Origin of the sequence: Mucilaginibacter sp., from assembly GCF_025362475.1 — a bacterium.
Lineage (GTDB): Bacteria > Bacteroidota > Bacteroidia > Sphingobacteriales > Sphingobacteriaceae > Mucilaginibacter.
The window spans coordinates 264,080-284,726 of record NZ_JANYGH010000005.1; the positions used below are offsets into that span (position 1 = coordinate 264,080).

The following is a 20,647-nucleotide window of genomic DNA, read 5'->3' on the forward strand; positions in this document are numbered from 1 at the left end:
ATGAAAACATTTATAAGAAATATTTCAACAATCGCGATGCTGTCTGGAGTGCTGCTTACTTCGTGTAAGAAGGATTTTTTGAGTACAACACCAATGAATCAGGCATCAGCAGCGATTACCTGGGCAGATCCAAACCTTTCTGAGGCCTTTGTAACAGAACTTTACAACGGTTTACATGATGCCGAGCTTAACCAGGAAAGTATGGATTGTATTACTGATAATGCGCTCTATAATTTTGGGAAACAGGATATAATGGAAGGGAATATTAGCCCGGATCATTTAGGATGGGTAAACAATACCTATGAGTGGAATGAAATGTACGCCCGGATAAGGTCTTCTAATCTTGCTTTGGAGCAACTTGCCAAATCTAAGCTTGATAAATCACTTGTAGACAGGCTGGCCGGCGAAGTACATTTTATGCGTGCATACTTTTACAATCAAATGCTGCGCTATTACGGCGGAGTTCCGATAGTAAAATCAACTTATGCGGTTGGTGCTGCTGACTATACTATTGCCAGGAATACTTACGCAGAATGCGTTGATTTCATAGTGAGCGATTTAGATGCAGCCAGTACTTTGTTAACTGGTAAAGATTTAGCAAAAGGACGTGCTACAAGTGATGCAGCTTTGGCTCTAAAAGCAAGGGTATTGCTATATGCAGCCAGTGATTTGCATGATATACCAACGGCTAAAGGTAAGTCAAGTGTTATATCCGGATTCGCACATCCAGAATTATTAGGTTATTTAACCGGTGACCGCGCCGCCCGTTGGCAAAAAGCGCAGGATGCGGCAAAAGTTATATTGCTTAAAACTGGCACATACGGTTATTCACTTAATTTATCAGCTCCTGCTTCTGCGACAGACGGATTTACAAATTATCAAAACTCCTATTTATCAAGAAATGGTGGTGAAAAAGAGATAATTTTTGCCAGGTACTATAGCAATAGTAAAGACGAATGGGGTGCATGGTATGGCAGAAATAACTGTACTAATGGATACCATGGCTGGACATCAAGCGAACCTACTCAAAATATGGTAGATGATTATGAAGCATTGGATGGAACTGGAAATGCAGTTAAATTCGATTGGAGCAATCCTGCGCAGGCAGCTGCACCTTATGCTAATAGGGATCCTCGCTTTTATGCATCTATTTTATATGATGGCGCCCCATGGAAACCACGTACACCAGATGGTGCAGGGATAGACCCTTTTAATGAAATACAAATGGGTACCTATCAAACCGGCAGCTCGGCAAGTCCGGTAACTTATTTCGGTTTGGATACAAGAAACGGTCCTATTGAAAACTGGAATGGAACCCGCACAGGTTATGCTATCAGAAAATTTATGGATCCTAACCCGGCTATCGTTGATCAAAACACCCGGTCGGAAGTGCCATCACCATTAATAAGGTATACAGAAATTGTATTTAATTATGTAGAAACGTGTTTAGAACTGGGACAGGAGACCGAAGCCAAAATCTGGCTTAATAAAATCCGTTTCCGCTCAGGCATGCCGGCAATTACAGATGCAGGTGATGCGCTAAAACAACGCTACCGGAATGAGCGCAACGTAGAAATGATGTTTGAAGAACAACGGTTTTATGATGCGCGCCGCTGGCTGATTGCTCCTACAACTCTTGGAAATAAAGTGAAGATTATAAAAATTACGGGCACTTTAAAGGCTGGTAAATCAGTAACTGTTTATAGGCACAGTACCGATAATTTCAATTACACTTACACTGTTCAGGAGCTTGATCCGGGAGTTGAAAATCGTAGCTGGAATGATAAGCTTTATTTTCCTCCTATTAGCAGGGATGAGATTAACAAAAACAATAAGTTAATTCAAAACCCAGGATATTAACCCAAGGATTATAAAATTCTTATATATTTATTGTAAAGAATGCCGGTAGTAAAATGCCGGCATTCTTTTAAGTTTTTAGTCCATTAATTTAAGCTGAACCGGGTGAATACAAACATTAAATTATTTCCACATCTACTTTTTATCGTAATTATTGCACTAACAAGTTGCGGTCATCCAACCGAAAATAACGAATCAGGTGTAAACAACAGCAATCCGTTATTTACCTTATTATCAAAAGATCAAACCCATGTAGACTTTAGTAACACTTTAACAGAGGGGTTAAATACTAATGTCTTGATGTATGAATACTTTTATAATGGAGGAGGAGTAGCCACAGGCGATTTAAACGGAGACGGCTTACTGGATGTATATTTTACCGGCAATATGACCGATAACAAACTGTACCTTAACAAAGGGCATATGCAGTTTACAGATATTACCGCCATAGCCGATGTTGCAGGCAGACCAGGTCCCTGGAAAACGGGAGTTACTATGGCCGATGTGAACGGTGACGGCAAGCTGGATATTTATGTTTGCTACTCGGGAAACGTAAGAGCAGAGAAGCGCCAGAATCAACTTTTTATTAATACCGGAAACGACAAAGACGGAAATCCACACTTTACAGAACAGGCGCAGCAGTATGGATTAGCAGATGCCGGGTATAGCACACAAGCTGTTTTTTTTGACTATGACAGGGATGGTGACCTGGATATGTTTTTATTAAATCATAGTCCTATTCAGTTACCTGTTTTAGATGAAGTAAATACGGCTGCTATCTTAAAAAAATCAAATTCGCCAAACGGCGTTCGACTATACAAAAACGATAATAACGTTTTTAAAAATGTAACAGAACAGGCTGGAATTAGCAGCTCGGATCTTACTTATGGTCTTGGAGCGGCAATAGCTGATATCAATGGTGATGGATGGCCTGATATTTATATTTCTAATGACTATACCATACCCGATTTTCTGTACATCAACAACGGAGATGGCACATTCACTAACAAACTGCAATCTTCCCTGGGGCATACCTCACAGTTTTCTATGGGGAATAATGTTTCTGATATAAATAACGATGCTTTACCGGATATTTTTACGCTGGATATGCTTCCGGAAGATAATCACAGGCAAAAACTATTGTTCGCGCCGGATAATTATGAAAAATTTGGCTTAACTCTTCGCACAGGTTTCTATTATCAATATATGCGCAATATGATGCAGATAAATAATGGTAATGGCACTTTCAGTGAAATAGGGCAACTATCAGGTATCTCGAACACCGATTGGAGCTGGGCGCCATTATTTGCCGATTATGATAATGATGGCTGGAAAGACCTCTTTGTAACCAATGGCTATACCCGCGATTTTACCAACATGGATTTTGTAAAATATATGGGCGATTTTTTGAAGGACAAAAGAATGATGCGCAAGGATATATTCAACTTAGTGCAACAAATGCCATCATCACAAGTAAAAAGCTATTTTTTTAAAAACAACGGTAATTTAACTTTTACCAATACCAGTGCGCCATGGGGCATTACGGAGTCATCAAACAGCAATGGTGCAGCCTATGCCGATCTGGATAATGACGGCGACCTTGACCTGGTTGTAAACAATATTAACCAACCTGCATTCATCTATCAAAACGAATCTGATAAACAAATAAATAACCATTACCTGCAATTGAAATTGAATGGGGCAGAAAAAAACACGCAGGGTGTAGGAGCAAAAATTACCATATACATAAAAAATAAAAAGCAATACCTGGAGCAAATGCCAAGCCGCGGATTTCAATCCAGCGTTTCGCCAATCTTGCATTTTGGATTAGGTACGGATAAAGTAATTGATTCTTTGCGCATAATATGGCAGCAGGGAAAAGAGCAGGTTGTTAAAAATATTAAAGCCAATCAGCTGCTAACTTTAAATGAAAAAGATGCCGCTAACATTCATCAAACACTCAAAATTGAAAAGCCGATTTTTACAGAGGTAAACTCACCTATAGTTAATAAACAGGAAAAAAATAGTCTTAACGATTTTAAACGGCAGCCATTGATGATAAACCCGCTATCGTTTTCGGGGCCATGTATCACAAAAGGAGATGTAAATGGCGATGGATTGGAAGATGTTTATGTAGGCGGAGGCAATGGAATGCCGGGTATGCTGTATCTTCAGCAACCGGGTGGCAAATTCAATGCAAAACCAGAACCCGCTTTTGATGCTGATAAAAAAAGCAATGACACGGATGCGCTATTTTTTGATGCCAATGGCGATGGAAAGCCAGATTTGTATGTATGTTCTGGGGGGTATAATAATTACATTCCAGATGATCCTTTATTGCAGGACAGACTTTATTTAAATGACGGGAAGGGCAATTTTACCAAATCAAAAGATGCATTACCGGTAATGCGCAGCAGTAAAAGCTGTGTTAGGATGGCCGATATCAATGGCGATGGGCACCCGGACTTATTTGTAGGCGGAAGAGTAATACCAGGCAGATATCCCGAAGCACCTCAAAGCTTTATCCTGGTAAATGATGGTAAGGGGCATTTTACTGATGAAACTGTAAAATATAACTCCGGATTAAAGCATATAGGTATGGTGACCGATGCCGCATGGGTAGATATGAATGGGGATAAAACACCTGATTTGATTTTAGTAGGAGAGTGGATGCCGGTAACTGTAATGCTCAATGAAAATAGCAAACTGGTAAACAGCACTAATACTTATTTTGATAAACCCAATAGCGGCTGGTGGAATAAGATACTTGTGGAAGATTTTAATCACGACGGGCATCCGGATCTGCTTGTTGGGAATCAGGGATTAAATACCCAATGCAAAGCCAGCGATAAAGAGCCTGCAGAAATGTACTACAAGGATTTTGATGATAACGGTGCAGTTGATCCTATCTTTTGCTTTTACATACAGCATCAAAGTTATCCTTATGTTTCCAGGGACGAACTTTTAGAACAGATTAGTATGATGCGTTCGCGTTTTCCTGATTATAAAAGTTATGCTGATGCTTCTCTTACCGATATTTTTACTGCTGTGGAGTTAAAAGGAGCAGGCCACTTACAGGCTAATAACCTGGCTACTACCTTTTTCTTAAGCGATGGTAAAGGTAAATTACATTCATCTTCATTGCCATTACAGGTACAGTTCTCGCCGGTATATACAATCACGTCTTTAGATTATGATCATGATGGTAAGCAGGATTTGCTTTTATGCGGTAACATCAATAAAGCCCGGTTACGTTTAGGTAAATATGATGCAAATTATGGCACTTTATTAAAGGGTGAGGGTAAAGGCCATTTTGAATATATACCTCAGTTACAATCGGGTTTTAAATTATGGGGAGATGTAAGAAGTGCAATTGAAGTTAACCATACTTTATTGTTTGGGATTAATCAACAGGGAGTAAAAGCCTATAAAGAATTTTAATGATATGAAAAGAAAGGCTTTTTTAGCATTTATATTGTTCACTGCGGCCGTGTTATATAACAGTTGCAGCAATAAGAAACAGGTACAACCATCATTAACAAGCGCCGATATTTCTAAAGTGATTGATCATATGACGGTTATTATGATCCATGATGTAACAAACCCACCTTTGGCCGCACGTTTTTATTCGTATACCTGCCTGGCAGGCTATGAAGTTATAGCAGAAAACGACAAAAGTGTTAAAAGCATGCATGGTATTTTAAATGAATATCCTGTTGTTAAAAAACCGGCATATGCCAAGGGCTATGCTTATCAGCTTAGTGCGTTAATAGCCATGATGGAAATTGCAGGAAAGCTGCAGCCATCTGGGAGTTTGTTGATTAAATATGAGCAGGCTTTTTTGGATTCGTGCAAAAAGATAGGTTTTACAGATGAAGTAATTGATAGCTCCAAACATTATGCGCAGGCTATTAGTAAGCAGATCCTCGCTTATGTTAAAAAGGATAGATATAACAGGATCAGTAATTATACCAGGTATACTCCACTGGGAAAGGATGGCGCCTGGGATCCTACACCTCCGGCTTATATGGCCCCGGTTGAACCTTATTTTAATACCATCCGTCCGCTTACACTTGATTCTTCCTCTCAATTTCTGCCGGCACCGCCTATACCTTTTTCCACTGATAAACAGTCTGCTTTTTATAAATTCATGATGATGAACTACAAAGCGAGCGGAAAAGGCCTAACAGATGAGCAACGAACAATAGCTGGCTTTTGGGATTGCAATCCATTTGCTGTTCAGGATAACGGCCACATGCTGATAGGCGTAAAAAAGATCTCGCCCGGGGCGCATTGGATGGGAATCACAGGCATAGCATGCAAACAAACAAAAACAGGCTTTTCAAAAGCACTGGAAATCCATACTATGGTGGCTACAGGATTATTGGATGGCTTTATATGTTGCTGGGATGATAAATACCGAACCAACCGTGTTCGCCCGGAAACTGCTATCCGCAAGTATATTGATGTTAACTGGAAACCACTGTTGCAAACACCACCTTTCCCTGAATACATCAGCGGCCATTCTGTGATATCATCAGCGTCGGCAGTAATTCTTACCCACTATTTTGGCGACAATTTTCATTACACTGATAATGTGGAAGAAAAATATGGACTTACTCCCCGTAATTTTAGTTCATTTAGCCAGGCGGCTACCGAAGCTGGTATGTCTCGATTTTGGGGCGGCATTCATTTTAAAGATGCTATTGATAATGGTATAATACAAGGAGTTAAGGTTGGCCAATGGGTATTGAGCAAATATAATGGCCAGGCTAAACACCAATAAAAGACATTCTTCTTCTAACAAATCATAATTCAACTACACTGTTGTAAAATATTAAAGAGACTTAATAATCCCAAACATGAAACTCAAACAGCTCATACTACTTACAATATTTTTTTTAAATGTCATCAATACATTTGCCCAGACACATACGTTTGCAATGGCTGATGAGTCTTTTTTGCTTGATGGCAAACCATTCCAGATGATATCGGGCGAGATGCATTATCCCCGGGTACCGCGCGAGGCCTGGCGGGCGCGGATGAAAATGGCAAAAGCCATGGGATTGAACGTTATAGGTACATATGTTTTTTGGAACCTCCACGAACCGCAAAAAGGGCTTTTTGATTTTACCGGCAATAATGATGTTGCGGAGTTTGTACGTATAGCACAACAGGAGGGATTGTGGGTAATATTACGTCCAAGTCCCTATGTATGTGCCGAATGGGAGTTTGGAGGTTACCCTTACTGGCTGCAAAATGAAAAAGGATTAGTAGTGCGGAGTAAAGAAGCAACGTATTTGAAAGAGTATGAAAGCTATATTAAACAAATAGGCAAACAACTGGCGCCGTTACAAATTAACCATGGTGGTAATATATTAATGGTGCAGATAGAAAATGAATATGGTTCATATGGTAGTGATAAAGAGTACCTGGCCATTAATCAAAAGTTGTTTAAGGAGGCTGGTTTCGATGGATTATTATATACCTGTGATCCTGCACCCGATTTGGTAAAAGGCTATTTACCAGGTTTGCTTCCGGCTGTTAATGGCTTGGACAATCCAGCCAAAGTCAAAAAAATTATAAAAGATAATCATGAAGGCAAGGGGCCTTATTATATAGCGGAATGGTATCCGGCATGGTTTGATTGGTGGGGTACCAAACACCATACCGTCCCTGCCAAAGATTATGCCGGTCACCTCGATTCTGTTTTGGCGGCGGGCATATCTATCAATATGTATATGTTTCATGGAGGCACAACCCGTGCATTTATGAATGGCGCTAATTATAAAGATGAAACACCCTATGAGCCGCAAATAAGCAGCTATGATTATGATGCTCCCCTGGATGAGGCGGGTAATGCCACACCAAAATTTATGAAATTCAGAGAGGTTATACAAAAATACTTACCTTCTGATGTACACTTGCCTGCGGTTCCTGCGGCTAAACCGGCAATCAGCATACCATCAATTAAACTAACGCAGGCAGTGAATTTACTGGCAACGTTGCCAGTGCCGAAAGAAAATTTAACTCCCTTAACTTTTGAAGATTTGCACCAGGATTATGGTTTTGTATTATATAAAACTACCATTCAAGGAGGGAAAAGCGGCGTGCTTAAGCTTAAGGATTTAAGAGATTACGCTATTGTTATGGTAAATGGTAAAAAAGCAGGCACGCTTGACCGCAGGTTAAACCAGGATAGTTTAACACTTACGCTGCCAGCCGGAAAAGTAACTTTAGAAATATTAGTTGAAAACCTGGGGCGGATAAACTTTGGCAAATACCTGTTGCAAAATAAAAAGGGAATTACCGAAAAGGTACTTTTTGGTGGCATCGAGTTAAACCAGTGGAAAATGTATTCGCTTCCGTTTAATAACTTAAGCAAAATTATATTCAATAATGCTGCTGTTAATACACAATCACCGGTTATAAGGAAAGGTGTTTTTAGCCTGAACAGCGTGGGGGATACTTATTTAAATCTTAGCAACTGGGGTAAAGGCGTAGTTTGGGTAAATGGACACAATTTGGGCAGGTATTGGAATATTGGTCCACAGCAGACAGTGTATTTACCTGCAGAGTGGCTTAAAAAAGGGAATAATGAAATTGTTATCCTGGAATTGCTGAAACCGGGCCAAAATCAACTTTCGGGAATAAGTAAGCCGATACTAAGCCAGTTGTTGTAATTTGATTAATACGATTCGCTTAGTATTATAGATGGTATAGGGCTGATGGATTAGAAATCGCAGTGTGGTTTTTAATGCTTCAGCCCTGATATTTGGATGGTATAAGTTAGTAGGGACGTGAAACCTATATTGCCGAAGATTTTTTTATAGATTCTGAGATTTTTTTTAGTGCTATAGCCAACTGGTTTTCTACAGTTTTTACAGACAAGTTTAACAATACTGCAACTTCTTTATATTTAAGGCCGTCTTCTTTTATAAGTCTGAAAATAAGTTTACACTTGGAAGGTAAGTTATTGATAAAGCCATTCAGGGTATTGACACCTTCTTTACTGATCATCACACTTTCTGGATCAACAGTAATGTAGTTGTTTTCATTGAATATCGTTTCAATATCCTCATAAAGGTATTTACGCTCGTTTCTTAAATGATTTAATGAAAGATTTTTCACAGATACATACAGATAGGTATTCAAATTTTCTATCTCAGTAAAAGTGTTCCTTTTCTTCCACAAATTGATCAGCACATCATGAACTATCTCCTCCGCGGTTTCATTACAATGCACCAGGGATGTTGCAAACCGGTATAATTTAACAAAATATTGCCTGTACAGGTCTTTAAAAACCTGCTCATCCTTAAGGTCTGTCCGCTCAAAACTTTTGTTGAGAATAACTTGCATAAGTAGGAGATACCCTGTTTATAATTGGTTAATAAAGGTAGAGTTTTTTTAATGATATATTAATCCCCAAATAAAAACCTTTTTTTTATAAAATATTTATTTTTCATTTGGGGGTTTTTAAACTTCTCTGTGTCTTGTATTATATGACATCAGAAGAAAAGATTTGGCTGCTCATCTCAAGATCTGTATCAGGAGAAATTTCTGCTGATGAGATTGATGAACTGGAATTGATATTCCAGGCCAGGCCAGAACTGCGTGCTGAACATGAGAGTATCAGGAATCTTAAAACAATGGCTCCCGGAAGTTTTTCTATGGCAGAGCGCCGGGCTATGGAACGGGGCCTTGAAAAATTTGATGAGGCCCTGAACAATGAAAGCGGTTTCGCCGAAAAGCCACTGATCTACCACGGGCGGCTTGATCCGCTGCAGCGCAATACCCGCAAAAGCTGGATGATTGCTGCTTCTGTGACTATTTTACTGATGGCAGGCCTTTGGATTAAATTTTATACCGGTCATAATGATACGCCTATCCAGCAACAAGCCATTGTAACACCAAACGGAAAAAGGGTACACACTATTTTACCTGATGGATCATCTGTTTGGCTTAACGCAGCGTCATCAATTAAATTTGTTAGCAACCTAAACAACCTTGGTAAACGAGAGGTTTTTTTAACCGGTGAAGCTTATTTCGATGTAAAACATGATGCTCAACATCCATTTATTGTACATGCCGGCAAACTTAATGTTGTTGTTTTAGGAACCGCTTTTAACGTAAAAGCTTATAATAGCGACCAGTTCGTTGAAACAACTCTGATAAGGGGTAAAGTAGAGATCTTAAACGAGAACACGCCATCTGCTCATATAGTAATGTATCCTAATGAAAAGATTACTATAAATACAATTAAAAACACGGCTAAAAAAGTGTTGCTGATCAATAAAGCCACGATAAAAGATTCAATGATTGTATCCTCTCCAGCATCGGTTGCTTTACCGGATACCGCCATTGATGAAACAGCCTGGCTAAATAATAGACTGTCATTTAAGCAAAAAAGTTTTGAGGAGATTGCTGTACAGCTTGAGCGCTGGTATAACGTCAGGATAGTTTTTGATAATAATAAATATACTACAAAGAAATTTACGGGAACATTTAACAACCAGGGAATTAACGAAGTTATCCATGCTTTTCAATATACCGAACCATTCCACTATTCAATAGCCAATAATCAGATTCATATATGGTAACCAGCCAATTAAATAAACTAAAAAGAGAAGAAAGGAACTATCAGATGAAATAAATCATACCAACCAAAATGTTTTATTAGTCTCAAAAAATAAGGAAGTGCGGGAACACTTCCTTCATTGGGGCCAGTGCATACAACCTAATATCTGGACGGATCTCAGGAATTTTATAAACTTTACTAACCTCAACAAATCAAAAGTATGAAAAAAACTTTTAGTTCTTTCATTAATCCTCCGTGTGTCAAAAAAATTCTTTTGTACGTGAAATTAACATGTATTCTGCTTTTAGTTACCCTTATCCATGTTTCGGCAAGGGTTCATTCTCAGGAAAAACTCGATTTAAATGTTAAAAACGTTAACCTGGAGAAATTTTTTGAACTACTTGAAAAAAGAAGTAGTTACACCTTTTTGTATAGCGATCAGGCTATACCCAATAAAGTCGTCAACATTGATGTTAAAGACTACACCGTTCTGCAGATACTTGATTTTACATTAAGAAACACCGGTTTATCATACCGGGTATTATCTGATAAGCTGGTAGTCATCACACAGTTATCTGCACCACACGTGGTAGATATTAAATTTACAGGTAAAGTAGTTGATGCAACAGGCGCACCGTTAATAGGGGCTACTGTAGGTTTAAAAAACGGTAAAAATATTGCTGTTACCGATGTTAACGGCAGCTTTGTTGTAACCGTACCCGAAACAGCCGTTTTAGTGATTTCCTATATAGGTTTTCAATCACAGGAAATAGCTGTTGCAGGCAGAACCACTTTAACCATTACACTTAAAGATGCAGCTGGCAGCCTTAATGAAGTTATTGTTATTGGCTACGGTACTCAAAAGAAAAAGGATTTGACCGGTGCGGTATCGGTAATTAGTGCAAAGGACATCAACGCGATACCTGTGGGTGGTGTTGACCAGATCATGCAGGGTAAATCTGCCGGGATATCGGTGAGCCAAAACACGGGAGCGCCCGGCGATGCCATATCTGTAAGGATAAGAGGAGTAGGGACTATAAATGATAATAACCCCCTATATATTATAGATGGAGTACCTACTAAAGATGGTATTAATGAAATATCACCGGCTGATATTGAAAGTATTAACATCTTAAAAGATGCCTCCTCTGCCGCTATCTACGGCGCCAGGGCATCAAATGGTGTAGTAATAGTTACCACTAAGCGTGGTAGCTCTGGCAAGGCGAAGCTATCTGTAAGTGCTTATACTGGTGTTCAAACTGCAGAGAATCTTATTAAGATGGCTAATACATCACAATATGTAACAGCTTACAATACCGCCGCAAAAAATGACGGACGGGCACCTATATCCGATAGTCTTGCCAAAACATTTTCTGATGTGAACTGGCTAAAGCAGGTACTCAAGCCTGCGCCGGTAACCAATGCACAGTTTTCAGTAAGCGGTGGAAATGATAATTCGCAATACATAGTATCTGCCAATTATTTTAACCAGGATGGATTAATAAAAAATTCATCATTCAATCGTTTTAACCTGCGTACGGCAATAAGCAGCACATTATCAAAATACCTTAAAATAGGTACAAATATTAACCTTGGGTATTCTAAAACGAGGCAGGTAGGTACCTCTGGTGATGGATATGGAGATGGAAACCCCGGGCCAAGCGTGGTTCGGTATGCTTTATTCCGCACTCCAGCAACCCCTGTTTATAATGCGGCAGGTCAATTTGTAGATTTACCCGCTCATTATGATGTATTGGGCGATGGTATAAACCCGGTAGCGCTTGCAGATGCCACAAACCGCAATTTTTACAACTATACCATTTTGGGCGATGCTTTTGCAGAAGTGACACCGATAAAAAATTTAAGAATTAAATCCGACATCGGTATTAATATGATCCTGACAGATTATAAGCAATTCTTTGAAACTTATGGTATCGACCGTTCTTTTAATTCTCCAAGTTCCCTTGCACAATCGCATCAAAACGAATTGAATTATAACTGGACAAATACAGCAACCTATGATTTAACCTTAGGTAAGCACGTAATTAATTTTTTAGCGGGTACAGAAACCATCAAAACAGATGTGCAGGCTTTATCAGCCTCCCGTACCAACTTTATTGATCAATCGTCAACCTTTCAATACCTGGATAGTGGTATTGGTACGCAACAAAATGGTGGTAACAGATCTGATGTTGGCCTGTTTTCATTATTCGGACGGATTGGCTATCAATACAATAATAAATACCTGGCAAGTGTGAATTACAGACGGGACGGTTCTTCGCAATTATCTCCCGCTTCGCGCTATGAAAGCTTTTATTCTGGCTCATTAGGCTGGCGTATTGATCAAGAAGATTTCATGAAGGATATTAAACCCATATCAACGTTTAAATTAAGGGCAAGCGTTGGGCAGTTAGGGAATTCTTCCATCGGTAATTATCCATACGCATCGCTTGTATCCGGTGGTTTTTATTACCCTTTCGGCGGTACATCCAACCAGGGTTATAGCATCGTTCAAAAAGGAAATCCTAACATCAAATGGGAGTCAAGCACACAGGAAGACGTGGGTGTAGATTTGGGTTTCTTTCAGAATGCATTAACACTTACCGCTGATTATTATATCAAAAATACCTCGAATGTATTGTTGAAGCTGCCTGAGCCAAGTAGTGCAGGAAATGGCGGTAACCCAGCAGTAAATGCTGGAAAAGTGCGCAACAGCGGGCTTGAGCTGGAACTTGGTTATCGTGGTAATATCAATAAAGACTGGAGCTATTCCTTAAACGGTAATTTTGCTACGGTGGTTAACAAGGTTACATCGCTTGCTGGTGGACTACCAATTGTTGGTGGACGTATAGATAATAACTATTATGCAACACTTACGGAAGCGGGGCAACCTATTGGCTCATTCTACCTTTTACAAAAAGAAGGTATTTTTCAGAATGCTCAACAGGTGTTCACACATGCTTACCAGGGACCTGGTATTAAACCGGGCGATGTGATGTACAAGGATATTAACAATGATGGTGTTATTGATGAAAAGGATCGCTCATTTGTAGGTAGTCCAATTCCTAAATTCACATATGGCCTTACAGCTAATATCCAGTACAAAAACTTCGATCTGAACCTGTTTTTCCAGGGAGTATATGGTAACAAGATTTACAACCAGGTACTTACAGATATAGAAGGTTTTTACCGACCATTTAATATAACTGAAAGAATAGCAACCCAAAGCTGGACAGGACCAAATTCAACAAATGAATTTCCGCGTTTATCATGGTCAGGGGGGCAAAATAATAAGATGCCATCAACTCGTTTCCTTGAAGGTGGCTCTTACTTAAGGCTTAAAAATATCCAATTGGGATATAAACTGGGTAAAAATGCCTTAAGTAGCCTTAGCATATCATCTTTAAGGATATTTGTTAGTGCTCAAAACCTGCTCACTTTTACCAAATACACAGGTCTTGATCCCGAAATGTATAGCAACAGCAACAATTCTGGCGATGGTGACCGGGCGGTAGGTATTGATTGGGGAACTTACCCATCGGCACGTACAATCACTTTTGGTGTTAACGCAAATTTCTAATCTAAATTTAATTAAGAGATGAAAGCAAAAAATATTATTATATATACTACCGCCGTCCTTGTTTTTATGAATACGGGATGTAAGAAGAATCTGGAGCAACCTATTTCGGGACAATACCAGGCAGATAAATTTTTCACGTCAGATGCTAATGCAACGTTGGCTGTAAATGCTGCCTATAATCCGCTTACTTTCACAGATGCTTCTTCTAATGCCATATGGGTATTGGGCGATGTGGCATCTGATGATGCGATAAAAGGAGGAAACCCTGGTGATCAGGCCGATTTTCAAAGCATTAATGATTTTAACATCTTATCATCAAACTCAGCAGTTGAAGGCGTTTGGAAAAGATATTACGATGGCATTTTTAAATGTAACGTAGTTACCGATGGATTAACAGATGCAAATAAAGCAGTATCTGATGATGTTAAGAAAAAAGTAATTGGACAGGCTCAATTTTTACGGGCTTACTATTATTTTAATTTAACTGTTGCATATGGCGATATTCCATTGCATCTTAAAGTAGAAACTCCCGAGGAACTACAAAGTCCGGCGTTGCCACAGGCACAAATTTTTGCGCAAATAGAGAAAGATTGCCAGGCAGCTGCCAATAGCTTGCCAACAACTTGGGGTACTACTGATCTGGGCCGTGCAACAAAGGGAGCAGCGTTATCACTCCTTGCTAAAACCTATCTTTTTGAAAAGAAATGGGATTTGGCAGCATCTACAGCTAAATCAGTTAACGAATTAGGGATTTACAGCTTACTGCCAATTTTTGCAGATAACTTCAGGGCTGCTACAAAAAACAATGCGGAAGCTGTTTTTTCTATCCAGCATGCAACCGGTTTGGTGCCATTTGCTGGAAATACATTGAATCAATGGTTCGCTCCACGTTCGCAAAATGGTTATGGGTTTTTCTATCCAACACAAAGCCTGGTCAACAATTTTGAAAAATCAACGGGTGGCGTTGATGATCCAAGGCTTGACTACACAGTGGGCAGGGCAGGGCACCCATGGTTTGATACCAGTTTTGATCCTACATGGACTTCCACCGGATATTTAAGTAAAAAGGATATTCAGCCGTTAAGCGAAATTCCAACGTCTATAAAAGGTGATGGTAACTTAAATTACCAGGCCATCAGGTTTGCAGAGGTTTTGTTGATTCAGGCTGAGGCTTTAAATGAAAAAGGAGACGCTGCCGGAGCTTTAGCGCCTTTGAACCTTGTGCGCAAAAGAGCACGTGAGAGTTATGTGAATGATAAAACACTGCCTGGATATGCCGGCGGAGTTATACCGGCTGGTTTATTACCAGATATAACAATTACCGACCAAAGTCAGTTGCGGGATGTTATCCGCAAGGAAAGACGCTCTGAACTGGCGCTGGAGTTTCATCGCTTTTTTGATATTATACGTTATGGTTCAGCTTACGCCAACGATGCACTTAAAGATGTGCCTAACTTTAGCTTTAGCAGCAATCAGTTTTTCCCTATTCCGCTAAGCGAAAGGCAAACCAATTTAAAATTAGGTAAGTAACGGTAACACTTAAAATATTATAAAATGAGTAGATTCAAAAAATCGTCAGCAGCTTTCATGGTGATGATAGCGTTGATAAGTATATTTCAATCCTGCACAAAAAGTGCGGATAAACCCAATTATAATTCTGACAAAACAAAGCTGGGCTTAGCCATTGATTCGGCAACTTTATTGTATACGGCTACGGTTGAAGGCAGTAAACCAGGACAATACGCTGTAGGTGCAAGAACCGATCTTAAAACAGCTATTGACCTTGCGACAGGTGTTAAAACAGGCACATTTACCCAACAGCAGGTAAATAATGCGCAGGCAAATCTTAATCGCGTTTTAACGCAGTTTAAAAGCCGGCTTATCCAGGAAGTATCTGCAGCTAACCTTATTGCACAATGGAAATTTGATGGAAATGCTAATGATGCTACCACAAATGGCCATAACGGAATGTTAAAAACAGGTATAATTGGTCCCGGTAATGCGCCTGTAGATGGTAATACGCTGCCAAAGTTGATTGCCGACCGTTTTGGCAGGACAGATAAGGCCTTCGATTTTAATAACGGAGCCTATATTGAAGTGCCCTATGACATCACATTAAACCCAAAGGAGTTTACAATAAGTATTTGGATAAAAAGGCATAGCACTTACTCCGACAACTATATTATGTCTTTAAATCGTTGGAACGGGTTTAAATTCCAACTGCAAAGCAATAATTTTTTATTCATGACCTTTCATGCTGATAATGGCTACCATGATGTGGATGATAATCCCGGCGCCGTACCATTAGAGGTATGGACTCATGCAAGCGTTTCCTATACCAATGGCACTATGAAGTTTTATGTTAATGGTGCCCTGGTGAAAACCGCAGCTGTAACGGGAGCTCCGTTAACTCTTGCCAATCCTGTTAATCTTACAATAGGGCAACAGCTTCCTAAAAGTTTGATTACTACAGATCAGTCAAGTGATTATGCCTATTATGGTGGCTCATTCTTCAATGGCTCAATGGATGATCTCCGTTTCTACAACAGAGCCTTAACGGACGCCGAGGTGTTATCGATTTATACTATTGAAAGTACTTTATAGCTAATATAAAAGGGTGGCAATATAAAGCCACCCTTTTTTGATCTTAACCAATCTTCTATGAAAAGTTATACCATATTAATATCCATAGTAGCAGCTTTAGGCGGCTTGTTATTTGGCTTTGATACAGCTGTAATTGCCGGTGCAGTACATTACTTAAAACCTTTTTTTCAGCTTAACGATGCGGAAATTGGGTTAGTTGTAGCTATGGCATCTATTGGATGTATCCCGGGGGCGTTGTTTGCCGGCGGTTTGGCAGATAAGTTCGGCCGTAAAAACCTTATGATCGTAACTTCCCTTTTATATATTATTGCGGCATTAGGAAGTGGTATTGCCGGCAGTTTTGTTCAACTCGTTATTTATCGTTTTATTGGGGGGATAGCTATAGGTATGGCATCAACCCTTGCGCCTATCTATATCTCAGAAGTAGCACCTCCGTCATTCAGAGGAAGATTAGGTATGCTACAGCAACTGGCAATAGTTACTGGTATTTTGCTTTCGTTTATATCCAACTATTTGATAGTAAATGCCTCTTATACATTTTTAAATAATGATAATTATTGGCGCTATATGCTGGCCGCCGCAGTAATACCATCGGTGATATTTTTTATCCTCTTATTACTTGTGCCAGAAAGCCCCCGATGGCTGGTATCCAAAAACAAAATTGCTGATGCCAAAAAGGTGTTTGGCAGTATTTACTCAGAAGAGGAAAGTTTGGCACAGGTAAAAATGGTAACAGATGATATCGAATCAGAAAGTACTCCGGCACTTAAGGATGTGTTTACACCACGCTTCAGAAAGGTGGTGATAATAGGTTTGGTGTTTGCCTCCATAGCACAGCTTACAGGCATTAATATCATATTTTATTATGCTCCGCTGATATTTGAAAAAATACATTTTGGAGGGAGTGTTTTATTTCAAACCATATTAACAGGTGTTGTTAACCTGATATTTACTTTACTTGCCTTTCCGTTGATTGACAGACTTGGCCGTAAAAAGCTATTACTTTCGGGCTCAGTTATTATGGGGCTATGTATGTTCATCTTAGCTGCGTTGTTTTATTTTAATCTGTTGCAAAATTATTTTGTGTTACTTACCATATTCATTTACATCGGCGGCTTTGCCTGTACCTGGGGCGTTGTGCTTTGGGTTTATGTGGCAGAGATATTTCCCAATAAGATCCGTGGAACAGCAACTTCCATTGCGGTATTTGGTAACTGGGTAGCAAACTCTATTGTTTCGTTAACTTTCCCGCTCATGCTTTCTCAACTGGGGCCTGTAATCACATTTGGCCTTTATGGAATAATTAATATCAGCATGATTTTATTTGTAAGTCGTTATGTGTTTGAAACAAAAGGTGTGCCCCTTGAAAAAATTGAAGAATTATATGCCAATATTTAACAAACCATTTATGCTGATTAATTTAATAAAGACCGGAAAGATTTTGGCCCTTGTATTAGTGGCCCAGACATGCTTAGGTCAATCAAATAAAAATATTTTACCGTCATGGGCTTTTGGCGGGTTTGAAAGACCTGCAAATATCAATCCTATTATATCGCCCGATACCAGCTCGAGGTTTAAAGACCCGGTAAGTGACAAGATGGTACCGTGGGAAGCAAATGATACTTTTAACCCGGCCGCAGCTATAAAAAACGGTAAAGTGGTTGTAATGTATCGCGCGGAAGACCTGTTTGGTATAGGAATCGGTTTTCGCACATCCCGTTTAGGATATGCAGAAAGTACCGATGGCATTCATTTTAACCGAAAAAAAACACCGGTACTTTATCCGGATAATGATATTGCCAAGCAATATGAATGGCCTGGTGGGTGTGAGGATCCGCGTGTAGCAGTTACGCCCAATGGAACATACGTTGTGTTTTATACCGAATGGAATCGTAAGCTACCTCGTTTGGGTGCAGCCACCTCTAAAGATCTGGTGCACTGGAAAAAACATGGTCCTATCTTTGAAACCGCTTACCACGGTAAGTTTTTTAATATTGCAAGTAAGTCGGCATCCATTTTAACAAAAGTGGTAAATGGAAAGCAAGTAGTGATTAAAATTAATGGTAAATACTGGCTGTATTGGGGAGAGCAACATGTTTATGCTGCTACATCAACCAACCTGGTTGACTGGGCGCCGGTTGTGGATAAAAATGGCGAATTGAAACAATTGATATCCCCCCGCAATGGTTATTTCGACAGCGATTTAACGGAATGCGGACCGCCGGCCTTGATGACAGAAAAAGGTATTATCTTATTTTATAATGGTAAAAACAAAGCAGATGATAATAGGGATAAAAGGTTTAACGCCAATTCGTATTGCGCAGGGCAAGCTTTATTTGATAAGAAGGATCCTTCTAAAAATATTACCAGGTTGGATGTGCCTTTCCTGCGACCTATGGAGCCATTTGAAAAAAGCGGACAATATGTTAATGGTACAGTCTTTATAGAAGGCATGGTTTATTTTAAAAAGAAATGGTTTCTGTACTACGGCTGTGCCGATTCAAGGGTTGGTGTTGCAATATATAACCCATCCATGCCAGCTTCTGCAGATCCTGTTGAAGATAAGTAATAACAAGGCAACGGTTTAAAATAACGATAGATGCGGCCTCTTTAATTTTGAGTCATAGGCCAGACGTATATAAATAAGTATAGACTGTTTTTACCAGTATAGACTGTTTTTACCAGTAGATTTTTTCGTGCTGCTCTCCGCGGTGCAACAACGGCTTTGGCGTTATCGCTAAGGCCGTTTGTGTATCCTCCATAAAAGTTTTCGGGCAATTCATTTATATTACTTCCAAAATCGTATGAATTGTTTATCAGAGTAATCATGTGCAATAGGTATTTTAAAACGGCTCAAACTTTACAATTTGTGTGCATTATTCGCATTTTTTTTATCGTGTAGAAAAATAGATATAAATTGTGTTTCAAGCCCAATCGCAAATGAAATCAAAAATTTATGATTTAATGTATCCATTGATCAATGATGGTAGTGGAACATATGAACTTGGTGATTTAAATGCCTACATTGATAAAATCATCGAAAAGGGATGTTTAATCTCTATAATGGAGAACGATGTTCTACTTGCTTTTTTAGCATATTACGCTAATGACTATGAAAATAAGCTTGCTTTTTTATCAATGGCGGTAGTTTCACCATCAACACGAAAAATGGGGTATGGAAGAAGGTTGGTTGATTTTTGCTTTGTCGATTTAATTTATAAAGGTTTTAAAAGATGCCTTACGGAGGTAAATGCGAACAATCTTGCTGCGTTGAACGCTTGTAAGAAATTAGGTTTTAATGAATTGGAAAGAAAAGGTCCATATATAATTTTGGAAAAGTTATTATAGTAGTTATCCTTAGTTACTGAATTGATCTCAATCAATTCAGTACAGCTCTATTCTAAGACTCTACTCTAATATTGATAGCTTTTATCCGTGCATTGCGTAGCAGTTAAAAATAACTGTAGGAAATAGGGATTGTGAGCTTTCAATCCTTTTTTGCTTTTCCGTCTTTGTGAAATAATGTTTTACTATATATAACGGTATGGTATCCTGTGAAGAATCCCCCGTTTCCCCGCATAATTCCCGTTGAACAGCCCTTTGATAAAGTTTTTAAGATTGATCGCTAAGGAGTTAAGCATATAGGTTAAGTAATTGTTAAAAACAGCTTGCGGAATTGTGAAATCGGCGTACCTTTGCAGCCCGCAAACGAGGAAGCGGGATTTGTTCTTAGAAAGGTTACTGAAAGGGTTTTTGAAGCAGGAAGAGTGAAAGCGAGAAGAAGAAGGCTTCAAAAAAAGATCAGATAAATTTTCGGAAAGCCAAAAAGTTTGCTACTTTTGCACCCCCGCCGCTGAGGAAGAATAGAGAGAAGGAAAAGGGGATTGAAAACTGAAAAAACGCTTGAAAAAATAAAAGCGAAAAAGGTTTTGGAAAAGCGGAAAAGGTTTCTACCTTTGCAGACCCAAACGGAAGGGTCCTTGAAAGAGGAAAAGAAGTAAAGAAAGCTAAAGCGATTTTAGCCAATA

At 39.3% G+C, this 20,647-nt stretch carries 13 protein-coding genes; 11 read left to right on the plus strand and 2 right to left on the minus strand.

Going from position 1 to position 20,647, the window contains the following annotated elements:
* From Q0R88_RS02970 to Q0R88_RS02985, 4 genes are all read left to right on the plus strand, one after another.
* Complete coding sequence (locus Q0R88_RS02970) at positions 1–1,860, plus strand: RagB/SusD family nutrient uptake outer membrane protein (RefSeq protein ID WP_295712004.1); 1,860 nt, start codon at positions 1–3, stop codon at positions 1,858–1,860.
* 102 nt (positions 1,861–1,962) lie between these two features.
* Positions 1,963–5,298 (plus strand): VCBS repeat-containing protein, encoded by a 3,336-nt coding sequence (locus Q0R88_RS02975; protein WP_295712006.1) that lies wholly within the window; start codon positions 1,963–1,965, stop codon positions 5,296–5,298.
* Between the two features lie 4 nt (positions 5,299–5,302).
* Positions 5,303–6,643 carry a vanadium-dependent haloperoxidase gene (locus Q0R88_RS02980; protein ID WP_295712009.1) on the plus strand — a complete coding sequence of 447 codons (1,341 nt, stop codon included), beginning with the start codon at positions 5,303–5,305 and terminating at the stop codon, positions 6,641–6,643.
* 76 nt (positions 6,644–6,719) lie between these two features.
* On the plus strand, positions 6,720–8,540 hold the full coding sequence (locus tag Q0R88_RS02985) for a beta-galactosidase family protein (RefSeq protein WP_295712012.1): 1,821 nt from the start codon (positions 6,720–6,722) through the stop codon (positions 8,538–8,540).
* Between the two features lie 124 nt (positions 8,541–8,664).
* Here the strand turns inward: Q0R88_RS02985 and Q0R88_RS02990 are convergent, their stop codons facing one another.
* Positions 8,665–9,216, minus strand: a complete 552-nt coding sequence (locus Q0R88_RS02990) for an RNA polymerase sigma-70 factor (RefSeq protein ID WP_295712015.1) — start codon at positions 9,214–9,216, stop codon at positions 8,665–8,667.
* Positions 9,217–9,359: 143 nt separating this feature from the next.
* Between Q0R88_RS02990 and Q0R88_RS02995 the strand changes: the two genes are divergently transcribed.
* The 7 genes from Q0R88_RS02995 to Q0R88_RS03025 all read left to right on the plus strand — a co-directional run bounded on the left by Q0R88_RS02995 (position 9,360) and on the right by Q0R88_RS03025 (position 19,967).
* Positions 9,360–10,457, plus strand: coding sequence for a FecR domain-containing protein (locus Q0R88_RS02995; protein WP_295712018.1), 1,098 nt, complete (start codon positions 9,360–9,362; stop codon positions 10,455–10,457).
* Between the two features lie 258 nt (positions 10,458–10,715).
* Positions 10,716–14,015: a SusC/RagA family TonB-linked outer membrane protein gene (locus tag Q0R88_RS03000; protein ID WP_295712021.1), complete on the plus strand. Its 3,300-nt coding sequence runs from the start codon at positions 10,716–10,718 to the stop codon at positions 14,013–14,015.
* A gap of 18 nt (positions 14,016–14,033) precedes the next feature.
* Positions 14,034–15,545, plus strand: a complete 1,512-nt coding sequence (locus tag Q0R88_RS03005; RefSeq protein ID WP_295712024.1) for a RagB/SusD family nutrient uptake outer membrane protein — start codon at positions 14,034–14,036, stop codon at positions 15,543–15,545.
* Between the two features lie 24 nt (positions 15,546–15,569).
* Positions 15,570–16,619, plus strand: coding sequence for a LamG domain-containing protein (locus Q0R88_RS03010; RefSeq protein ID WP_295712027.1), 1,050 nt, complete (start codon positions 15,570–15,572; stop codon positions 16,617–16,619).
* 57 nt (positions 16,620–16,676) lie between these two features.
* Positions 16,677–18,017 carry a sugar porter family MFS transporter gene (locus Q0R88_RS03015; RefSeq protein WP_295712030.1) on the plus strand — a complete coding sequence of 447 codons (1,341 nt, stop codon included), beginning with the start codon at positions 16,677–16,679 and terminating at the stop codon, positions 18,015–18,017.
* A gap of 10 nt (positions 18,018–18,027) precedes the next feature.
* Positions 18,028–19,188 carry a glycoside hydrolase family 130 protein gene (locus Q0R88_RS03020; RefSeq protein ID WP_295712032.1) on the plus strand — a complete coding sequence of 387 codons (1,161 nt, stop codon included), beginning with the start codon at positions 18,028–18,030 and terminating at the stop codon, positions 19,186–19,188.
* Between the two features lie 371 nt (positions 19,189–19,559).
* Entirely contained in the window at positions 19,560–19,967 is a 408-nt protein-coding gene (locus Q0R88_RS03025) for a GNAT family N-acetyltransferase (protein ID WP_295712035.1), read from the plus strand.
* A 453-nt stretch (positions 19,968–20,420) separates the two neighbouring features.
* Here the strand turns inward: Q0R88_RS03025 and Q0R88_RS03030 are convergent.
* A partial coding sequence (locus tag Q0R88_RS03030; RefSeq protein ID WP_295712038.1) for a hypothetical protein occupies positions 20,421–20,647 on the minus strand: 227 nt, incomplete at its 5' end.

Coding starts and splice junctions, on each gene's coding strand:
- Q0R88_RS02970 (WP_295712004.1), top strand. CDS start 1: ATGAAAACATTTATAAGAAATATTTCAACAATCGCGATGCTGTCTGGA.
- Q0R88_RS02980 (WP_295712009.1), top strand. CDS start 5,303: ATGAAAAGAAAGGCTTTTTTAGCATTTATATTGTTCACTGCGGCCGTG.
- Q0R88_RS02985 (WP_295712012.1), top strand. CDS start 6,720: ATGAAACTCAAACAGCTCATACTACTTACAATATTTTTTTTAAATGTC.
- Q0R88_RS02990 (WP_295712015.1), bottom strand. CDS start 9,216: ATGCAAGTTATTCTCAACAAAAGTTTTGAGCGGACAGACCTTAAGGAT.
- Q0R88_RS02995 (WP_295712018.1), top strand. CDS start 9,360: ATGACATCAGAAGAAAAGATTTGGCTGCTCATCTCAAGATCTGTATCA.
- Q0R88_RS03005 (WP_295712024.1), top strand. CDS start 14,034: ATGAAAGCAAAAAATATTATTATATATACTACCGCCGTCCTTGTTTTT.
- Q0R88_RS03010 (WP_295712027.1), top strand. CDS start 15,570: ATGAGTAGATTCAAAAAATCGTCAGCAGCTTTCATGGTGATGATAGCG.
- Q0R88_RS03015 (WP_295712030.1), top strand. CDS start 16,677: ATGAAAAGTTATACCATATTAATATCCATAGTAGCAGCTTTAGGCGGC.
- Q0R88_RS03020 (WP_295712032.1), top strand. CDS start 18,028: ATGCTGATTAATTTAATAAAGACCGGAAAGATTTTGGCCCTTGTATTA.
- Q0R88_RS03025 (WP_295712035.1), top strand. CDS start 19,560: ATGAAATCAAAAATTTATGATTTAATGTATCCATTGATCAATGATGGT.